This is a genomic window from Acidovorax sp. sic0104 (assembly GCF_019219095.1).
Lineage (GTDB): Bacteria > Pseudomonadota > Gammaproteobacteria > Burkholderiales > Burkholderiaceae_C > Acidovorax.
Genome location: NZ_JAHUWH010000001.1, coordinates 596,532 through 611,131, shown reverse-complemented (window position 1 = coordinate 611,131; position 14,600 = coordinate 596,532). Strand labels below are relative to the sequence as shown.

The window sequence follows — 14,600 nt, the reverse complement described above, 5'->3', positions numbered from 1 at the left end:
CGTCGCGATGCCTGCTCACACTGATTCGGTCAGGCTGACGCCGCCAGTTCGGGCGCGTCGGTGATGCCAAGGAAATGGTCCAGCATGTGGAAGTGGTCCTCGAAGAATTCCTCTTCCAAGCCAGCCAACCGCGCGAGCGGAGTCCACTGCACCTGCAGCGCATCGTCATCTGCCTGCACCGTGGGGAATGCCGCGCCGCCCAGGTCGAAGTAGTGTGCGTGCGTGAGCGTGCGGCCGCGCTGGCTGCGGTCGGGGTGGTCGAACACCGCCACGGACTGCAGCGCGGCACGCATGGTGGCCTCGGGCAGGTCGCAGTGGGTTTCTTCCACCAGCTCGCGCAGGCAGGACTGCCAGACCGTTTCGCGTTGTTCGATGAAGCCGCCGGGCACAGCCAGCTGGCCTTTGCCGGGCGCGTGGGCGCGGCGGATGAGCAGCACGTGGTCCTGGCAGCGCAGCACGGCGTCCACGGTCACGAAGACCGGTGGGTAGGGGGCTGCGGACCAGGCTTCGCGGTAGCGGCGCAGCATGCGCCATTCTTCCTGCAGGGCCGGGTAGTGCGGGGTATGGGAAAAGCGCTCCAGCGCGGTCAGTGTGCTCGCCGGAATCTCGGCCGCCAGCGGGGCCAGCGCTGCCTGCACCGTGGCGGGCGTGGCGCCGAAATACGCGTCGCGGATGGAGGTGGCGTCGATGCGGCCCTGGCGTTCCACGTGGATGAGCTGCCAGCCGGGGAAGGCGCTCAGGTAGCTGCTGGTGGCGTCCTTGAAATGGCCCACGAGGCCAATGTTCGCACCGGCACCGGCGATCTCTGCCACGCCCCGGCGCACGGCCTGCACCCACACGGCCTCGTTGTAGTAGTCCCTCACGGGCAGCACCCGGACGCGCGCTCGGTCGGCAGCGGGCAGGGCTGCGTGCAGCATGGCCTCGCGCTCTTGCCAGGTGAAGGGGTTCTTGGGCGAGCGGGCCTGCCAGGCGGAGCCGACCACCACGATCACGTTCTGCGCGCTGTCGAGTGCGCGTTGCAGCAGGGCCAGGTGGCCGGTGTGGACGGGCTCAAAGCGGCCGATGTAGATGGCGGTATCGTGCATGCGTCTCCAGGATCTTGAAGTATTTTTGGCCTCTGGCGCTTGATGCGTGAGCGCTGCCAGCTACTGTTTTGATAGTAATTTTAGACGGGGTGTCTGCAGCGCACGGACCCGGCCCGTGAACATCTCGGCCCGAAAGAGGGTCACTGTCAGGCAATCCCGTCACACATACTTTGCAGCGATCGGCATCTGCCGCCCGCTGCCGAAGGCCCGGGGCCGCACGCGCAGGATGGGCGGGGCCTGGCGGCGCTTGTATTCGTTGCGCGCCACCATCATGCGCACGCGCTGCACGAGTGCGCGGCCGGCGTCGCCCTCCTGCAGGTTGGACACGAAGGCCTGCGCGGCCGTCAGCTCGGCCGTGGACAGGCGCTCGCCCTCGATCAGCAGCTTGAGCACCTCGTCGAGCACCGGGTAGGGCGGCAGGCTGTCCACGTCGCGCTGGCCGGGTGCCAATTCGGCGGACGGCTCCTTGTCGATGATGGCCTGCGGAATCAGTTCGCGCCCGGCTTGCGCATTGAGGTGGCGCGAGAGCGCGAACACTTCGGTCTTGTACAGGTCGCCGATGAGGCCCAGGCCGCCGTTGGTGTCGCCGTACAGCGTGCAGTAGCCCACCGAGATCTCGGACTTGTTGCCGGTGGTGAGCAGCAGGTGGCCGAAGGCGTTGGAGTATTCCATCAGCACCGTGCCGCGGATGCGCGCCTGCAGGTTTTCCAGTGGCAGGCCCGCCAGCGGCTGGTCGAACGATTGCCCGAACAGCTGCGCGTAGCCCGCCACCAGGTCTGCGATGGGGTGGGTGAACAGCTGCACGCCCAGGTTGCGGCACAGCGCCACCGAGTCGTCGACCGAGCCGCTGCTGGAGTAGCGCGAGGGCATGGTGATGCCCACCACGTTCTCCGGGCCCAGCGCCTGTGCGGCCAGGGCCAGGGTGAGCGCGCTGTCGATTCCGCCCGAGCTGCCCACCACGACTTGCCTGAAACCGCAGCGGCGCGCGTAGTCCCTGAGGCCCAGCATGATTTGCTGGCGGTAGAACTCCATGGTGGGAATGCCCTCGGCTGGCACGGGGGCCGGGGCCTGGCCGTCGCCCATGGAGAAGTGGCCGTTGTCGAACTGCAGGGTGCGCACGTCCTCGACGAAGCGGGGCGCCTCGAAGACGATGCCGGCATCGGGCTCGGCCGCAAACGACGCGCCGTCATACACCAGCTGGTCGTGCCCGCCCACCTGGTTGACGTACAGGATGGGCAGGCCGTGGCGGCGCGACGAGCCGCCGAAAATCTGGTGGCGCTGTTCGCGCTTGCCCACGTGGCTGGGGCTGGCGTTGATGCTGATCACGAGGTCTGGCGAGGCGTCGCGCAGGCGCACGAAGGGGTTGGTCACGTAGTCGGCGCCGTGGTCGTTCCAGCCGTCTTCGCAGACCAGCAGGCCCACCTGGAAGCTGCCGACGCGCAGCACCTTGGCCACGTCGGGGCCGGGCTCGAAGTGGCGGCGCTCGTCGAAGATGTTGTAGGTGGGCAGCAACTGCTTGGCGTACGACAGGCGCACCTGGCCGCCGTGCAGCACCAGCAGGCTGTTGTGCAGCCGCTTGCCGGGCCCGCTGGCGCGTGTGGGCGTGCCCACCACCCAGTGCAGGTCGGGCAGCTCGGCCGATGCGGCCTGCAGCGCGGCCACCCCGGCCTCCACGCGCTGCATGAACTCGGGCTCGTCCAGCATGTCGCCGGGGTAGTAGCCGCACAGCGAGAGTTCGCTGAAGACGACGAGGTCGGACCGGTCGGCCGCGGCCTGCCGCGCGGCGGCGACCATGCGGTCGACATTGCCTTCGATGTCGCCGACGGTGAAATTCAATTGGGCGATGGTGATGCGAAGCATGTGTCTTTTTCCTTGAGTGCTGCAGAGCCCGTCGGAGTGGCTGAAAAACTCAGCGAAGCGGTTCTGGGATTCTCTTCATGAATCAAGCGGTAAGTGGGCGCTGCGGATCGGGAGGGCTGCAAGGCGCAAAACGCAGCAATAGCTGTAGCTATTGCGAGTATTTGCAACGCCGCAGACCGCCCGAGCCCGCAGATGCCCACGGCGCGGCGATTCGTGAAGAGGATCCCCAGGCGTTCCGTCGCTGACAGTACCGCAGGTACGGCAAGACGGAACAACGACGCCAGGAGAGTTTTCTCAGCCGCTCAATTCACAACGTTGAAGACTTGGCGGAGGTAAGCTAAGTAGGTTTCATCGTCGCACAGCGTCTTGCCGGGCGTGTCCGACAGCTTGGCCACCGCCTGGCCGTTGGCGCGGGTGAGCTTCATCACGATGTTCAGCGGCTTCATTTCGGGTGTGTCTCCCATGTCGTTGGTGAGATGGGTGCCGATGCCAAAGCCCAGCTGTGTCCGGTCGCCGAAGTGCCGGTACAGCGCCAGCGCCTTGGTGAGCGTGAGGCCGTCGGAAAACACCAGCCGCTTGGTGTTCGCGTCGATGCGCAGCCTGGCATAGTGCGCCAGCGCCTTTTCGCCCCAGGCCACCGGGTCGCCCGAGTCGTGGCGCAGGCCGTCGAACAGCTTGGCGAAGTACAGATCGAAGTCGGCCAGGAATGCGTCCATGCCCACGGTGTCGGTCAGCGCAATGCCGAGGTCGCCGCGGTACTCCTGCACCCAGTCTTCCAGCGCGGCCTTTTGAAAGTCACGCAGCCGCACGCCCAGCGCCTGGTAGCTTTGCAGGTACTCGTGCGCCATGGTGCCGATGGGCACCAGGTTCAGATCGCGCGCCAGCAGCACATTGCTGGTGCCCTTGAACCACTGCGGCGTCTGCTCTGCGAATGTCTTGACCACCTCGCGCTGCCAGTCGCCGCTGTAGCGGCGGCGCAGGCCGAAGTCGAACAGCTCGAAGGGGTGGCGCAGCGTGGCCTGCCGGGCCAGGTCCTGCAGCTGCTGCACCTTGGCGGCCAGGCGCTCGCGGCCGCTGGCCAGCGCTGCGGCGGCGTCGAAGCGGCGAAAGTACAGCTCGTTCACGATCGCCAGCACGAAGATCTCGAAGCCCATCACATGCACCTGGGGGCCGCGCGCGACGATGGTGAGCGTGTCGCCCTCGGCCCGCGCCTCGATGAAGCTGCGCTGGAACTGGAAGATGCGCAAGAAGTCGATGAAGTCGGTCTTGATGAAGCGCAGGCCGCCCAGGTAGTCCAGCTCGCCCTTTGTGAAGCGCAGCGAACACAGGTGGTCCAGTTCGGCGTTCACGTCCGGCAGCAGTTCGGTCAGCGGGTACAGGGGCTGGTTGCGGCACACGAAGCGGTATTCGCTTTGCGTCTGCGGGTGCCGGTGCAGCAGGGCCTGCCACATCGTGAACTTGTACAGATCGGTGTCGAGCAGGCTGGTGATGATGCGGGTCATGATGGTGCTCCTGTTTCTATAGCTGGTTACGCTTGTTCAGCAAGCGCTAGGGATCCTCTGCACGGATCGAGCTGCCAAGTGTGCACTGCGGATCGGGAAGGAGTGCAAGGCGCAAAACGCAGCAATAGCCGTAGCTATTGCGAGTATTTGCAAAGCCGCAGGCCGCCCGAGACCGCAGATGCACACGGCGCGATGATTCGTGCAGAGGGTCCCTAGAGGCTGATTTCCGTGCTGGTGGCCAGTTGCACGCCCTGGGCGCGCATGGCGTCGAGGAAGGTCTGGTGCTGGGTCTCGAAGCCGCCAACCGGGCTCATGCAGTCGGTCAGCAGCACGATGTGGCTCGGCCGGGCGCCGGCCGCCTGCAGGCGGGGCAGGTGCTGCACGATGTGCTCGGTGGTGGAGCGCACGCAGTGGCTGCTGGCCTCGCCGGCGATGAGCAGCAGGTCGGCGGTGTCGAGCGCCGCGAGCAGGCGGGTGTTGAGGGCGGTGTCCGGGTCGGCGGCGTCCACCACCTCGGCCTGGATCGCGCTGTAGTGCTCGGTCCAGGGGTTGGTGCCCTTGAACACGTTGTGCACCGCGCGCTGTTGCTGCAGCTGCCAGTCGCCGCAGGCGGCCAGCACGTCGGCATGCACGCCGTGGCCCCAACTGCCGATCTCGCAGTGCACGGGCCAGACCATGAGCGTGTAGCGGCCCTGGGCTTCGAGCGCATCCAGGTAGGCCAGCGTGCGAGGCAGTGCGGTGGCGCTGCGCGGGCTGAAGGCGCCGCTGCGCACCTGGGCCGCCGTGATGGGGGTGAAGGGCGCGACGGCTGCGCCGCCTGCCTGTTGCCAGTACCCGGGATGGGCGATGTCCAGGCGCTGGTGCGAGTCGAGCGTGACGGTGATGGCGTCAAACCGTGCGCCCTGCGTGCGGATGAACGCGGCCAGGCGCTGCATGTCGGCATGGGCGCCAACCACCGGAAGGCTGGGCGCTGTGCGGCTGCCGCGGGGCTGGGCAGGCAGCCAGTCGGCAGGCAGGTCGCAGAAGTCGTTTTGCGGGTCGATCACCAGCAGCTGGATGTGGCGGGCCATGGTCTTCTCCTTCGGGTGTTGAAGACAGTGTAGGGTTGTTAAATTAAAAATGCAACTAACTAAGATGCAACATGGTGTGTCGTTGCAGAGCTTGCGTATTGTGTGGGCGCTTGGTTTTTCGCATCTGCGGTGGTAGCCTTGTTCGTATATTGCTGCAATGAACTGTGTGATGGAGCCATGAACAACGACCGTGCCCCTGCCGTGATCTGCACCGTGGACGTAGTGCTGCTGACCCTGGAGCAGGGCCAGCTGAAGGTGGCCCTGGTGCGCCGTGAGCGGGCACCGTTTGCCCAGGCGCTGGCCTTGCCCGGCGGCTACATCCATGCGCAGGACGATGTGGACACGCAGGCCAGCGCCGCCCGCGTGCTGCGCGACAAGGCGGGGCTCGACAGTCCCTACCTGGAGCAACTGGCCACGTTCTCCGGTGCGGTTCGCGACCCGCGGGGATGGTCCGTGGCGGTGGCGTATTGCGCGCTGGTGCCGCCCGAGACGCTGGCCCAGGCTGAGGGCCGCGTGCCACTGGTGGCGGTGGATGCGTTGCCGCCCCTGCCGTTCGACCACCGCCAGATCATCGACACCGCCGTGCAGCGCGTGCGCAGCAAGAGCCAGTATTCGTCGCTGCCGGTGCACCTGTGCGCCGAGCCGTTCACTCTGCCGCAGCTGCAGGCTGTGTACGAAGCGGTGCTGGGCGAGGCGATCAACAAGGTGAGCTTTCGCCGCAAGATGGATGAGCTGGCCATGCTGGAGCCTGTGCACGGCGCCCTGCAGACGGGAGGCGCCCACCGGCCCGCGCAACTGTACCGCGTTCGGGCGGCCTACCGGCGCAGCCTGTCGCTGAGTGCGCGCGGGCTGTAGCGGGCGCGGCGCTGGCGCCGCCAGGGGGCGCGGTGGTGTCGGCTGGCGCAAGTGTTGCGCGTGCTGCACGCCGGCAGAAAAAGTTGGACCACCCCCGCATAATCTGGCACAAACGCAGGCTTTTGGGCCGCCGGCGCATGGGCGCGTGGCCCACGCCCGTAGGGTGGGCGATACCAGTCTGACAACAAGCCAGTCCACGCTGGCGCTTGAGGGAGATCCATGTCTTTGCGACTGAAATTCAACCTGGTGCTGGCGGCTGTGCTGCTGCTGGCCGTGGTCGGCGCCGGGGCCTACGTGCACAGGTTCCTGCAGCAGTCGGCCATCGAGGAGGTGCAGCACAACTCGCAGATCATGATGCACGCCGCCATGGCCATCCGCGACTACACCACCGAGCTGGTCAAGCCGCACCTGGATGTGACGCTGGCCGAGAAATTCCTGCCGCAGACCGTGCCCGCGTACGCAGCCACAGAAACGCTGCGCCGCCTGCAGGGCCGTTTTGCCGGCTACGAGTACAAGGAGGCTGTGCTCAACCCCACCAATCTGCGCGACCGTGCCAACGAATGGGAAGAGCGCATCATCAATGACTTCCGCGAAGGCCGCGTGGATGTCAAGAAGGAAGTGACGGGCGAGGTGGGCGAGGGCATGCACCGCGCGATGTACGTGGCCCGGCCCATCACCATCAAGCAGGCGCAGTGCATGGCCTGCCACAGCACGCCCGCCGCAGCGCCGCCGACCATGCTCAAGATCTACGGTGACAAGAACGGCTTTGGCTGGGGCATGAACGAGACGGTGGGCATCCAGGTGGTGAAGGTGCCGATGTACTTCCCGCTGGAGAAGGCGCGCCAGACCTTCTACACCGTGATGGGGGCATTGGTGGCGAGCTTCGTGCTGTTGTTCGTGGCGCTCAACCTGTCGCTGTCCTCGCTGGTGATCGAACCCATGGCGCGTCTGAATACCAAGCTGGAAGACCTTGCGACCAAGGACTTCCTGACCGACCTGGTCAACCGGCGCCGGTTCTTCGAGCGGCTGGAGACCGAGATGGCCGATACGCGCATCAAGAAGAGCAGCCTGTCGGTGGTGATGTTCGACATCGACTTCTTCAAGCGCATCAACGACACCTTCGGCCACGATTCGGGTGATGTGGTGCTCAAGAGCACGGCGCTGCGGGTGCGCGAGCTGCTGCGCTCGTCCGACTGCGCGGCCCGTTTCGGCGGCGAGGAATTCATCATTTTGCTCAAGGAAACCCCGGTGGACGCCGCCATGGCGATGGCGGAGGCGGTGCGCGCCCGCATTGCCGGCGCGCCGTTCGACTCTGTAGGGCATGTGAGCGCCAGTTTTGGCGTGGCCACCTGGGACCACCATGAAGACGCCCACGCGCTCATCAAGCGCGCAGACACGGCGTTGTATGTGGCCAAGTCCAAGGGCCGCAACTGCGTGGTGCGGGCCGAGGAAGCCGTGGCCTGAGGCGCATGGCTTTCAGCCCATCAGGATCCGTTCGGGCTCTGCGTGAACGGATTCATGTCCCAAAAGCCTTTCACGCCGTCGTGGTCTTGGCCTCTTCGTAGGTCGCGATGTAGTCCTTGGCCAGCTGCGTTTTCTGCTTCTCGGTCAGAAGCTTGCCGGCCATCTGGAAGAACTTGTGTTCCTCTTCTTTCAGATGGTGTTCCACCTTCTCCGCCAGTTTTTTGGCGAGCGGCAGCCAGGCGGGCGTGGCCGGATCCGCATCTTCGAGTGACTCCACCAGTTCATCGAGCTGGTGGTGCTCGGAAATCGCATGCCGCGACAGATCCACGCCGGCGTCGTGTTCCATCAGCGGAATGTAGAAGTGCCGTTCTTCGGCCAGCTCATGCGCCAGGAGTTCGGTCTTGAGCTGCTCGAAGAGTTCGTGGCGCTCGGGCGTGTCGCCACTGGTTTCGACGAGCTGGCGGTACAGCTCGCGCTGCCGCTCGTGGCTTTCGCGCAGGGCTTCGAAGATGTTAAGGGTCATGGGGCGTCCTGTTCTTGTGGTCGTTGGTTGGGCGGAAATTCAGGTCCCGCCCGGTTATTTCAGCGCCTTGCGGGCGGCGCCTACACCGATCGCGGCGAGCACCACGAACACCACGGCAATGATCAGGAAGATCACGAACAGCACCTTGGCGATGCCAGCGGCGCCCGCGGCCACGCCGGTGAAGCCCAGCGCACCTGCAACGAGGGAGATGAGGGCAAAAATGATGGCGTACTTCAGCATGATGGTCGCTCCTTGCGGGGGTTGAAGAGCAGCCGTGGGCTGCGTCAGGGTGTGAAGGAACGATACCGGCGAGGCTTTGGCGCAGCCGTCAGCACGGGCGGGATGCCGGTGTAGGAGAGAGCCGCTGCGGATCGTGGCCCGGGAGCAGGCAAAAGAAAAGCCGCAACGCGGGGCGTTGCGGCTTTGGTGCGGGGGCTGGGTTGGCGCGGAGGTCTTACAGCCCTGCTGCCGCACGAAGTGCAGCGGCCTTGTCTGCACGTTCCCAGCTGAATTCGGGCTCTTCGCGGCCGAAGTGGCCGTAGGCTGCGGTCTTCTCGTAGATCGGGCGCAGCAGGTCCAGCATCTGGATGATGCCCTTGGGGCGCAGATCGAAGTGCGCGCGCACCAGCTTGGCGATCTGGTCGTCAGGGATCACGCCCGTGCCTTCGGTGTAGACCGTGATGTTCATCGGCTCGGCCACGCCGATGGCGTAGGCCACCTGGATCTGGCACTGGCGCGCCAGGCCGGCGGCCACGATGTTCTTGGCCACGTAGCGGGCGGCGTAGGCGGCCGAGCGGTCCACCTTTGTGGGGTCCTTGCCGCTGAACGCACCGCCGCCATGGGGGCAGGCGCCGCCGTAGGTGTCCACGATGATCTTGCGACCGGTCAGGCCACAGTCGCCCTGGGGGCCGCCAATGACGAAGCGGCCGGTGGGGTTGATCAGGTAGCGCGTGTCCTTGAGCCATTCCTTGGGCAGCACGGGCTTGATGATCTCTTCGATGACGGCTTCGGTGAACGAGGCCTTCATCTTGGTCTGGGTTTCGCTCTGGTCGGGGTGGTGCTGGGTGGAGAGCACCACGGTGTCGATGCTGTGGGGCTTGCCGTCCACGTAGCGCATCGTGACCTGCGACTTGGCGTCGGGGCGCAGGAAGGGCAGGCGGCCGTCCTTGCGCAACTGGGCCTGGCGCTCCACGAGGCGGTGGGCGTAGTAGATCGGCGCGGGCATCAGCTCGGGCGTCTCGTCGCAGGCGTAGCCGAACATCAGGCCCTGGTCGCCGGCGCCGGTGTTCAGGTGGTCGTCGGAAGCGTGGTCCACGCCCTGGGCGATGTCGTTGGACTGCTTGTCATAGGCCACCAGCACGGCGCAGCCCTTGTAGTCGATGCCATAGTCGGTGTTGTCGTAGCCGATGCGCTTGATGGTGTCGCGCGCCACCTGGATGTAATCCACATGCGCGTTGGTGGTGATCTCGCCCGCCAGCACCACGAGTCCGGTGTTGGTCAGCGTTTCGGCGGCGACGCGGGAGCGGGGGTCCTGCTGGAAGATCGCGTCGAGGATCGCGTCGGAGATCTGGTCGGCCACCTTGTCGGGGTGGCCTTCGGAGACGGATTCCGAGGTAAAGAGAAAGTCGTTCGCCATTTGAATAAACTCCTGTGTTCCGGCATTTGGGGCGTTGCCCTCACCCCGTAGGAGCTTGGCGAACGCTTTAGCAGATTTTTTTTACGTCGCCCTGCAAGTTGCTCATTTAACTCAGCGACCCCTTTATTTTAATGCCAGTCGTCTTCCGTTTTTTCTCCGTATTTCCGCTGTGGTTGCTGCATGCCATGGGCGCGGCCATGGGCTGGGTGGCATTTGCCGCTTCTGCAACGTACCGGCGCCGCTTCCTGGCCAATGTGTCGTCGGCTGGGTATTCGTTCGGCTCAGTGCGCGCGGCGGTGGGGCATGCGGGCCGCATGGTGGCAGAGCTGCCGCGCCTGTGGCTGGGCTCTCCCATGCCGTGCAGGCTGGTGGGCGAGGCCTGTGTCGAGGCCGCCTACGCGGCTGGCAAGGGCATTGTGTATCTCACGCCCCACCAGGGCTGCTTCGAGCTGTCTGCCCAGGCGGCTGCGCGCAGGTGGAGCGCCGAACGCGGGCCGATCACCGTGCTGTACCGCCCCGCGCGCCAGGCCTGGCTGGCCAAGGTGATGGAGACGGCGCGCAACCGCCCCGGCATGCTGGCCGTGCCCACCACGCTGGCGGGCGTGCGCCAGATGATCAAGGCGCTGCGCCGGGGCGAGGCCGTGGGCCTTCTGCCCGACCAGGTGCCGCCCGAGGGCCAGGGCCAGTGGTCGCCCTTTTTCGGCCGCGACGCGTACACCATGACCCTGGCCGCTCGGCTGGCGCAGCAGACGGGCGCGGCGGTGGTGCTGGCGCGCTGCGAGCGGCTGTCCTGGGGTCGCGGCTATGTCACCCACTTCGAACCGCTGCCGGCGCCGCTGTCCGCCGATATGGATCAGGCCCTGCGGCAGATCAACCAGGCCATGGAACACCTCATCCGCCAGTGCCCCGAGCAGTACCTGTGGGGCTACGCCCGCTACAAGCAGCCCCGTGCGGAGGCCGTGCCGGCCGCACCGGGCCCGGAGACCACCGCATGACCGGCCGCCTGGGCGTTTGGTTCATGCGGGTGCTGGCGCTGCTGCCGCTGCCGGTGCTGCGCGGACTGGGCTGGCTGTTGGGGCAGGCGGCCTTCGTGCTGGTGGCGCCCCGGCGCAAGGTGGCGCTGCGCAACCTGGCGCTGTGTTTTCCCCACTGGACCGAAGCGCGCCGCCGGGCCGTCGCGCGGGCGAGTTTCGTGGCGTTCTGCCAGACCTGGCTGGACCGCAGCTGGCTGTGGGCCGCGCCACGCGAGGTGGTGCAGCGGCGTGTCGTTCTCGCGGGTGCCATCGATGAGCTGGAAGGCGATACCCCCACCATCCTGTTCGCGCCGCATTTCTACGGCATGGATGCGGGTGGCCTGGCGTTGCCGCTGCATTACCAGCGCGCATTCACCTCCATCTTCGCCACGCACCCCGACCCGGCCGTGGACGCCTGGTTCATGGCCGGGCGCCAGCGCTTTGGCGATGTGCGCATGCTCAACCGGTCGGATGGCGTGAAACCCATCATCGCCAACCTGCGCAAGGGCGGCCTGCTGTACCTGCTGCCCGATATGGACTACGGCCGCAACGACTCACTGTTCGTGCCGTTCTACGGCGTGACGGCGGCCACCATTCCGTCGCTGTCGCGTTTTGCGCGGCTGGGCCGTGCCAAGGTGGTGGGGGTGTATTCGCGCATGACGCCCACCGGTTATGTGGCCGAGGTCTCGCGCGCGTGGCCGGACTTCCCCACGGACGACGTCGATGCCGACACCGAGCGCATGAATCGCGAGCTGCAGGCCGTGATCGACACCATGCCCGAGCAGTACTACTGGGTGCACAAGCGCTTCAAGACACGGCCCGAGGGCGAGCCAGGCTTGTATTGAAGCCAGGTTCTTGCTCTTGAAGGCACAGTGCCAGACCCGCACCGGTCACGCTGAGCTTGTCGAAGCGCTGCGCGGGGCTTCGACAAGCTCAGCCTGAACGGTGTCGGGGCACTGCGGGGCGCGTGTCAAATCCACTTTTCTGGTAAAAAAGTGCTTGCAGAGCTTATGCGGTGGGCGCTGGTAGCTATCAATTTGATTGCAAGAACCGGCGCAGCTCCATGGCCACGCGTTCCGGGTGTTCGTGCACGACCCAGTGCGAGGCCTGCTCGACCTGTCGGATCTGCAGCCGCGGGATCCAGTCCGGCAGGCCGTCCAGCAGGCCCGCAAGCAGGGCCGGGTCGTCCATGGCCCAGAGCACCAGCGTGGGCACGCCCACGGTGAGCATGGCGTCGGGCAGCGTGATGGCCTGCGCGCCGGGTTCTCCGTCGCGCGGCGGGCGGATGGGGCTGGCGCGGTAGTAGTTGCAGGCCCCCGTCAGGCCTTGCTGCCACAGTGCGCGGTACTGGGCGCGCACGCTGTCGGTGAGCCAGGCCGGGGCGCGGCCTTGCGGGTCGTCGAAGAAGCCGAACAGCCGGCGGAAGTCGTTTTCGGCCAGCAGCGCTTCGGCATCCGGCCTGCACAGGAAGTGCATGTACTGGCTGGCGGCCTGCTGTGCGGGGCTGTGCGACAGTTCGCGCACGAAGGCACCCGGGTGCGGCGAGTTGATGATGGCCAGGCGCTTCATCAGCTGCGGCTGCTGGTTGGCCAGGTTCCAGGCCACGGCGCCGCCCCAGTCGTGCGCCACCAGGCACTCGAGCGGTGCCTGGGGCGATTCGGCCGCGATCAGCGCCGCCAGGTCCTGCACCAGATGCTTGGCGCGGTACGCCTCGACCTCGGTCGGGCTGCTGGATGGCCCGAAGCCCCGCAGGTAGGGCGCGATGCAGCGGTAGCCGCCGTTCTCGGGGCGGGCGAAGTGGGCGAGCTGCTCGTCCCAGATGAAGGCCCCCTCGGGGAATCCATGCAGGAACAACAGCACAGGCCGGCCGGCCACGCCGCTCACGCGGCAGTGCAGGGTGGTGCCGTGGGGCAGGGCGACGGTGCGGGTCTGGATCATGGCGCTACTGATTGAATAGCAGATAGCGCCCGCTGGGTAAGCGCTACGGCCTAGTTTTGCTGAGAATCCTCAGGCGCGGTCGGCGTGGCGGCGTCCGGTGCGGGCCCTTCGGCGGGGAGCATTGCTGCGGCCGCGCGTTCGGGTTGCACGGGGTGCGCCCACTGCCACAGCAACTGGGCCACCTCGTCCACGCCCTGCTTCTTGAGGGCCGAGAACATCTTCACCTCTCCGCCGCCCGCGTTCAGTCGCGTAATGGACAGCACCTTGGCCTGTTCGGCGCGGGTGAGCTTGTCGGCCTTGGTCAGCACGATGAGGAATTTGAGCCCCTCTTCGACCCGTGGGCGCAGCACTTCGAGCAACGCCTCGTCCAGCTCGGTCAAACCCAGGCGCGGGTCGCACAGCAAGACGATGCCGGTGAGGCCGGGGCGGCTGACCAGGTAATTGACCATCACCTGCTGCCAGCGCTGCTTGTCCGACCGCGATACCTTGGCGTAACCGTAGCCCGGCAGGTCGGCCAGCACCGCATCCGTCACGCCGTGCTTGCCCAGTGAAAAAAGGTTGATGTGCTGCGTGCGCCCAGGCCTTTTGGACGCGAAAGCGAGCTGCTTTTGCTGCGTGAGCGTGTTGATACAGGTGGATTTGCCTGCGTTGGAGCGGCCCACGAAAGCGATTTCAGGCACGTGGATGGGTGGCAGATGGTGCAACTGCGCGGCGGTGGTCAAGAACCGTGCCGTGTGCATCCAGCCCATGGCGATCTTGGCGTCGGGTGCGGGCGGAAGAGAGCCAGCAACTGGCGCGGAAGGGGTGGTCGTCATGAGAGAAAGTGGGAACCTGTTCAATGCCTTTTACGGATCTCGAAAGAGGCACTGCATGTGTTCCTGTGATGCAAGTAGGGCCTCATTGTAGAATCGCGGGGTTTTGCGCACATAAACATACAGACCCTCGATATGAAGTTGCTCGCCTCCATGCTGATAGCTGCCGCGCTGGCAGCACCTGCTCTTCCGGCCTTTTCTGCGGGCGAGACACCCGCAGCGCCCCCCAAGGCGGCCAAGCCCGATCTGGTCAAGGGCGAAGCCAGCTTCACGGCTGTGTGCGCAGCCTGCCACGGCGCTGACGGCAACTCGGCCATTGCGGCCAACCCCAAGCTGTCGCAGCAACACCCCGAATACCTGATCAAGCAGCTGCAGGAATTCAAGTCCGGCAAGCGCAATGATCCCGTCATGAAGGGCTTCGCCTCGGCGCTGTCCGATGACGACATGAAGAACATCGCCTACTGGGTGACGTCCAAGACCGCCAAGCCCGGCTTCGCGAAGGACAAGGAACTGGTCTCTCTGGGCGAGCGCATCTACCGCGGCGGCATTGCAGACCGCAACATCGCCGCCTGCGCCGGCTGCCACAGCCCCAATGGTTCCGGCATTCCTGCCCAGTACCCCCGCCTGTCGGGCCAGCACGCCGACTACACCACCAAGCAACTGGTGGAGTTCCGCGACGGCAAGCGTGGCAACAGCATCCAGATGACGCAAGTGGCCGCCAAGCTCAACGACAAGGAAATCAAGGCAGTCTCGGATTACATCGCCGGCCTGCGCTGATTGACCCTGGTCAACAAACGGCGGCGCTTTTGAGCGGGCCGCACGGAACCTACCGCCAATAACAA

Annotated in this window: 14 protein-coding genes; 5 read left to right on the top strand and 9 right to left on the bottom strand. The window is 66.0% G+C overall.

Annotation, left to right across the window (positions count from 1 at the left end; all coding sequences use genetic code 11):
- Positions 1 to 29: 29 nt before the first annotated feature.
- The 4 genes from KW835_RS02875 to KW835_RS02860 form a co-directional block, all read right to left on the bottom strand.
- A complete protein-coding gene (locus tag KW835_RS02875) occupies positions 30 to 1,085 on the bottom strand; it encodes a bifunctional nicotinamide-nucleotide adenylyltransferase/Nudix hydroxylase (protein ID WP_218380755.1) in 1,056 nt (351 codons plus the stop codon).
- A 159-nt stretch (positions 1,086 to 1,244) separates the two neighbouring features.
- Positions 1,245 to 2,945 carry an NAD+ synthase gene (locus KW835_RS02870; RefSeq protein WP_218380754.1) on the bottom strand — a complete coding sequence of 567 codons (1,701 nt, stop codon included), beginning with the start codon at positions 2,943 to 2,945 and terminating at the stop codon, positions 1,245 to 1,247.
- 302 nt (positions 2,946 to 3,247) lie between these two features.
- A complete protein-coding gene (gene pncB / locus KW835_RS02865; RefSeq protein WP_218380753.1) occupies positions 3,248 to 4,447 on the bottom strand; it encodes a nicotinate phosphoribosyltransferase in 1,200 nt (399 codons plus the stop codon).
- Positions 4,448 to 4,659: 212 nt separating this feature from the next.
- Positions 4,660 to 5,517, bottom strand: a complete 858-nt coding sequence (locus KW835_RS02860) for a cysteine hydrolase (RefSeq protein WP_218380752.1) — start codon at positions 5,515 to 5,517, stop codon at positions 4,660 to 4,662.
- Between the two features lie 177 nt (positions 5,518 to 5,694).
- Between KW835_RS02860 and KW835_RS02855 the strand changes: the two genes are divergently transcribed.
- A complete protein-coding gene (locus KW835_RS02855) occupies positions 5,695 to 6,372 on the top strand; it encodes an NUDIX hydrolase (RefSeq protein ID WP_218380751.1) in 678 nt (225 codons plus the stop codon).
- 219 nt (positions 6,373 to 6,591) lie between these two features.
- Positions 6,592 to 7,836, top strand: a complete 1,245-nt coding sequence (locus KW835_RS02850; RefSeq protein WP_218380750.1) for a diguanylate cyclase — start codon at positions 6,592 to 6,594, stop codon at positions 7,834 to 7,836.
- Between the two features lie 70 nt (positions 7,837 to 7,906).
- Here the strand turns inward: KW835_RS02850 and KW835_RS02845 are convergent, their stop codons facing one another.
- From KW835_RS02845 to metK, 3 genes are all read right to left on the bottom strand, one after another.
- Positions 7,907 to 8,359: a hemerythrin domain-containing protein gene (locus KW835_RS02845; RefSeq protein ID WP_218380749.1), complete on the bottom strand. Its 453-nt coding sequence runs from the start codon at positions 8,357 to 8,359 to the stop codon at positions 7,907 to 7,909.
- Between the two features lie 54 nt (positions 8,360 to 8,413).
- A complete protein-coding gene (locus KW835_RS02840; protein ID WP_218380748.1) occupies positions 8,414 to 8,599 on the bottom strand; it encodes a DUF1328 domain-containing protein in 186 nt (61 codons plus the stop codon).
- A gap of 214 nt (positions 8,600 to 8,813) precedes the next feature.
- Positions 8,814 to 9,995 (bottom strand): methionine adenosyltransferase, encoded by a 1,182-nt coding sequence (metK, locus tag KW835_RS02835; RefSeq protein ID WP_218380747.1) that lies wholly within the window; start codon positions 9,993 to 9,995, stop codon positions 8,814 to 8,816.
- A 131-nt stretch (positions 9,996 to 10,126) separates the two neighbouring features.
- Here metK and KW835_RS02830 point away from each other — a divergent pair, with 131 nt between their 5' ends.
- A complete protein-coding gene (locus KW835_RS02830) occupies positions 10,127 to 10,990 on the top strand; it encodes a lysophospholipid acyltransferase family protein (RefSeq protein ID WP_218380746.1) in 864 nt (287 codons plus the stop codon).
- A complete protein-coding gene (locus tag KW835_RS02825; protein ID WP_218380745.1) occupies positions 10,987 to 11,853 on the top strand; it encodes a lipid A biosynthesis acyltransferase in 867 nt (288 codons plus the stop codon). The genes KW835_RS02830 and KW835_RS02825 overlap by 4 nt, the downstream gene beginning before the upstream one ends.
- 187 nt (positions 11,854 to 12,040) lie before the next feature.
- Here the strand turns inward: KW835_RS02825 and KW835_RS02820 are convergent, their stop codons facing one another.
- The gene (locus KW835_RS02820; RefSeq protein WP_218380744.1) at positions 12,041 to 12,946 is read right to left on the bottom strand and encodes an alpha/beta fold hydrolase; all 906 of its coding nucleotides are present in this window, start codon (positions 12,944 to 12,946) and stop codon (positions 12,041 to 12,043) included.
- 50 nt (positions 12,947 to 12,996) lie between these two features.
- A complete protein-coding gene (yihA, locus tag KW835_RS02815) occupies positions 12,997 to 13,761 on the bottom strand; it encodes a ribosome biogenesis GTP-binding protein YihA/YsxC (protein WP_218380743.1) in 765 nt (254 codons plus the stop codon).
- A gap of 132 nt (positions 13,762 to 13,893) precedes the next feature.
- Here yihA and KW835_RS02810 point away from each other — a divergent pair, with 132 nt between their 5' ends.
- Complete coding sequence (locus KW835_RS02810; protein ID WP_218380742.1) at positions 13,894 to 14,535, top strand: cytochrome c; 642 nt, start codon at positions 13,894 to 13,896, stop codon at positions 14,533 to 14,535.
- The last annotated feature ends 65 nt before the right edge of the window (positions 14,536 to 14,600 follow it).

Coding starts and splice junctions, on each gene's coding strand:
- KW835_RS02825 (WP_218380745.1), top strand. CDS start 10,987: ATGACCGGCCGCCTGGGCGTTTGGTTCATGCGGGTGCTGGCGCTGCTG.
- pncB (WP_218380753.1), bottom strand. CDS start 4,447: ATGACCCGCATCATCACCAGCCTGCTCGACACCGATCTGTACAAGTTC.
- KW835_RS02875 (WP_218380755.1), bottom strand. CDS start 1,085: ATGCACGATACCGCCATCTACATCGGCCGCTTTGAGCCCGTCCACACC.
- KW835_RS02810 (WP_218380742.1), top strand. CDS start 13,894: ATGAAGTTGCTCGCCTCCATGCTGATAGCTGCCGCGCTGGCAGCACCT.
- yihA (WP_218380743.1), bottom strand. CDS start 13,761: ATGACGACCACCCCTTCCGCGCCAGTTGCTGGCTCTCTTCCGCCCGCA.
- KW835_RS02820 (WP_218380744.1), bottom strand. CDS start 12,946: ATGATCCAGACCCGCACCGTCGCCCTGCCCCACGGCACCACCCTGCAC.
- KW835_RS02830 (WP_218380746.1), top strand. CDS start 10,127: ATGCCAGTCGTCTTCCGTTTTTTCTCCGTATTTCCGCTGTGGTTGCTG.
- KW835_RS02845 (WP_218380749.1), bottom strand. CDS start 8,359: ATGACCCTTAACATCTTCGAAGCCCTGCGCGAAAGCCACGAGCGGCAG.
- metK (WP_218380747.1), bottom strand. CDS start 9,995: ATGGCGAACGACTTTCTCTTTACCTCGGAATCCGTCTCCGAAGGCCAC.
- KW835_RS02850 (WP_218380750.1), top strand. CDS start 6,592: ATGTCTTTGCGACTGAAATTCAACCTGGTGCTGGCGGCTGTGCTGCTG.
- KW835_RS02855 (WP_218380751.1), top strand. CDS start 5,695: ATGAACAACGACCGTGCCCCTGCCGTGATCTGCACCGTGGACGTAGTG.
- KW835_RS02870 (WP_218380754.1), bottom strand. CDS start 2,945: ATGCTTCGCATCACCATCGCCCAATTGAATTTCACCGTCGGCGACATC.
- KW835_RS02860 (WP_218380752.1), bottom strand. CDS start 5,517: ATGGCCCGCCACATCCAGCTGCTGGTGATCGACCCGCAAAACGACTTC.
- KW835_RS02840 (WP_218380748.1), bottom strand. CDS start 8,599: ATGCTGAAGTACGCCATCATTTTTGCCCTCATCTCCCTCGTTGCAGGT.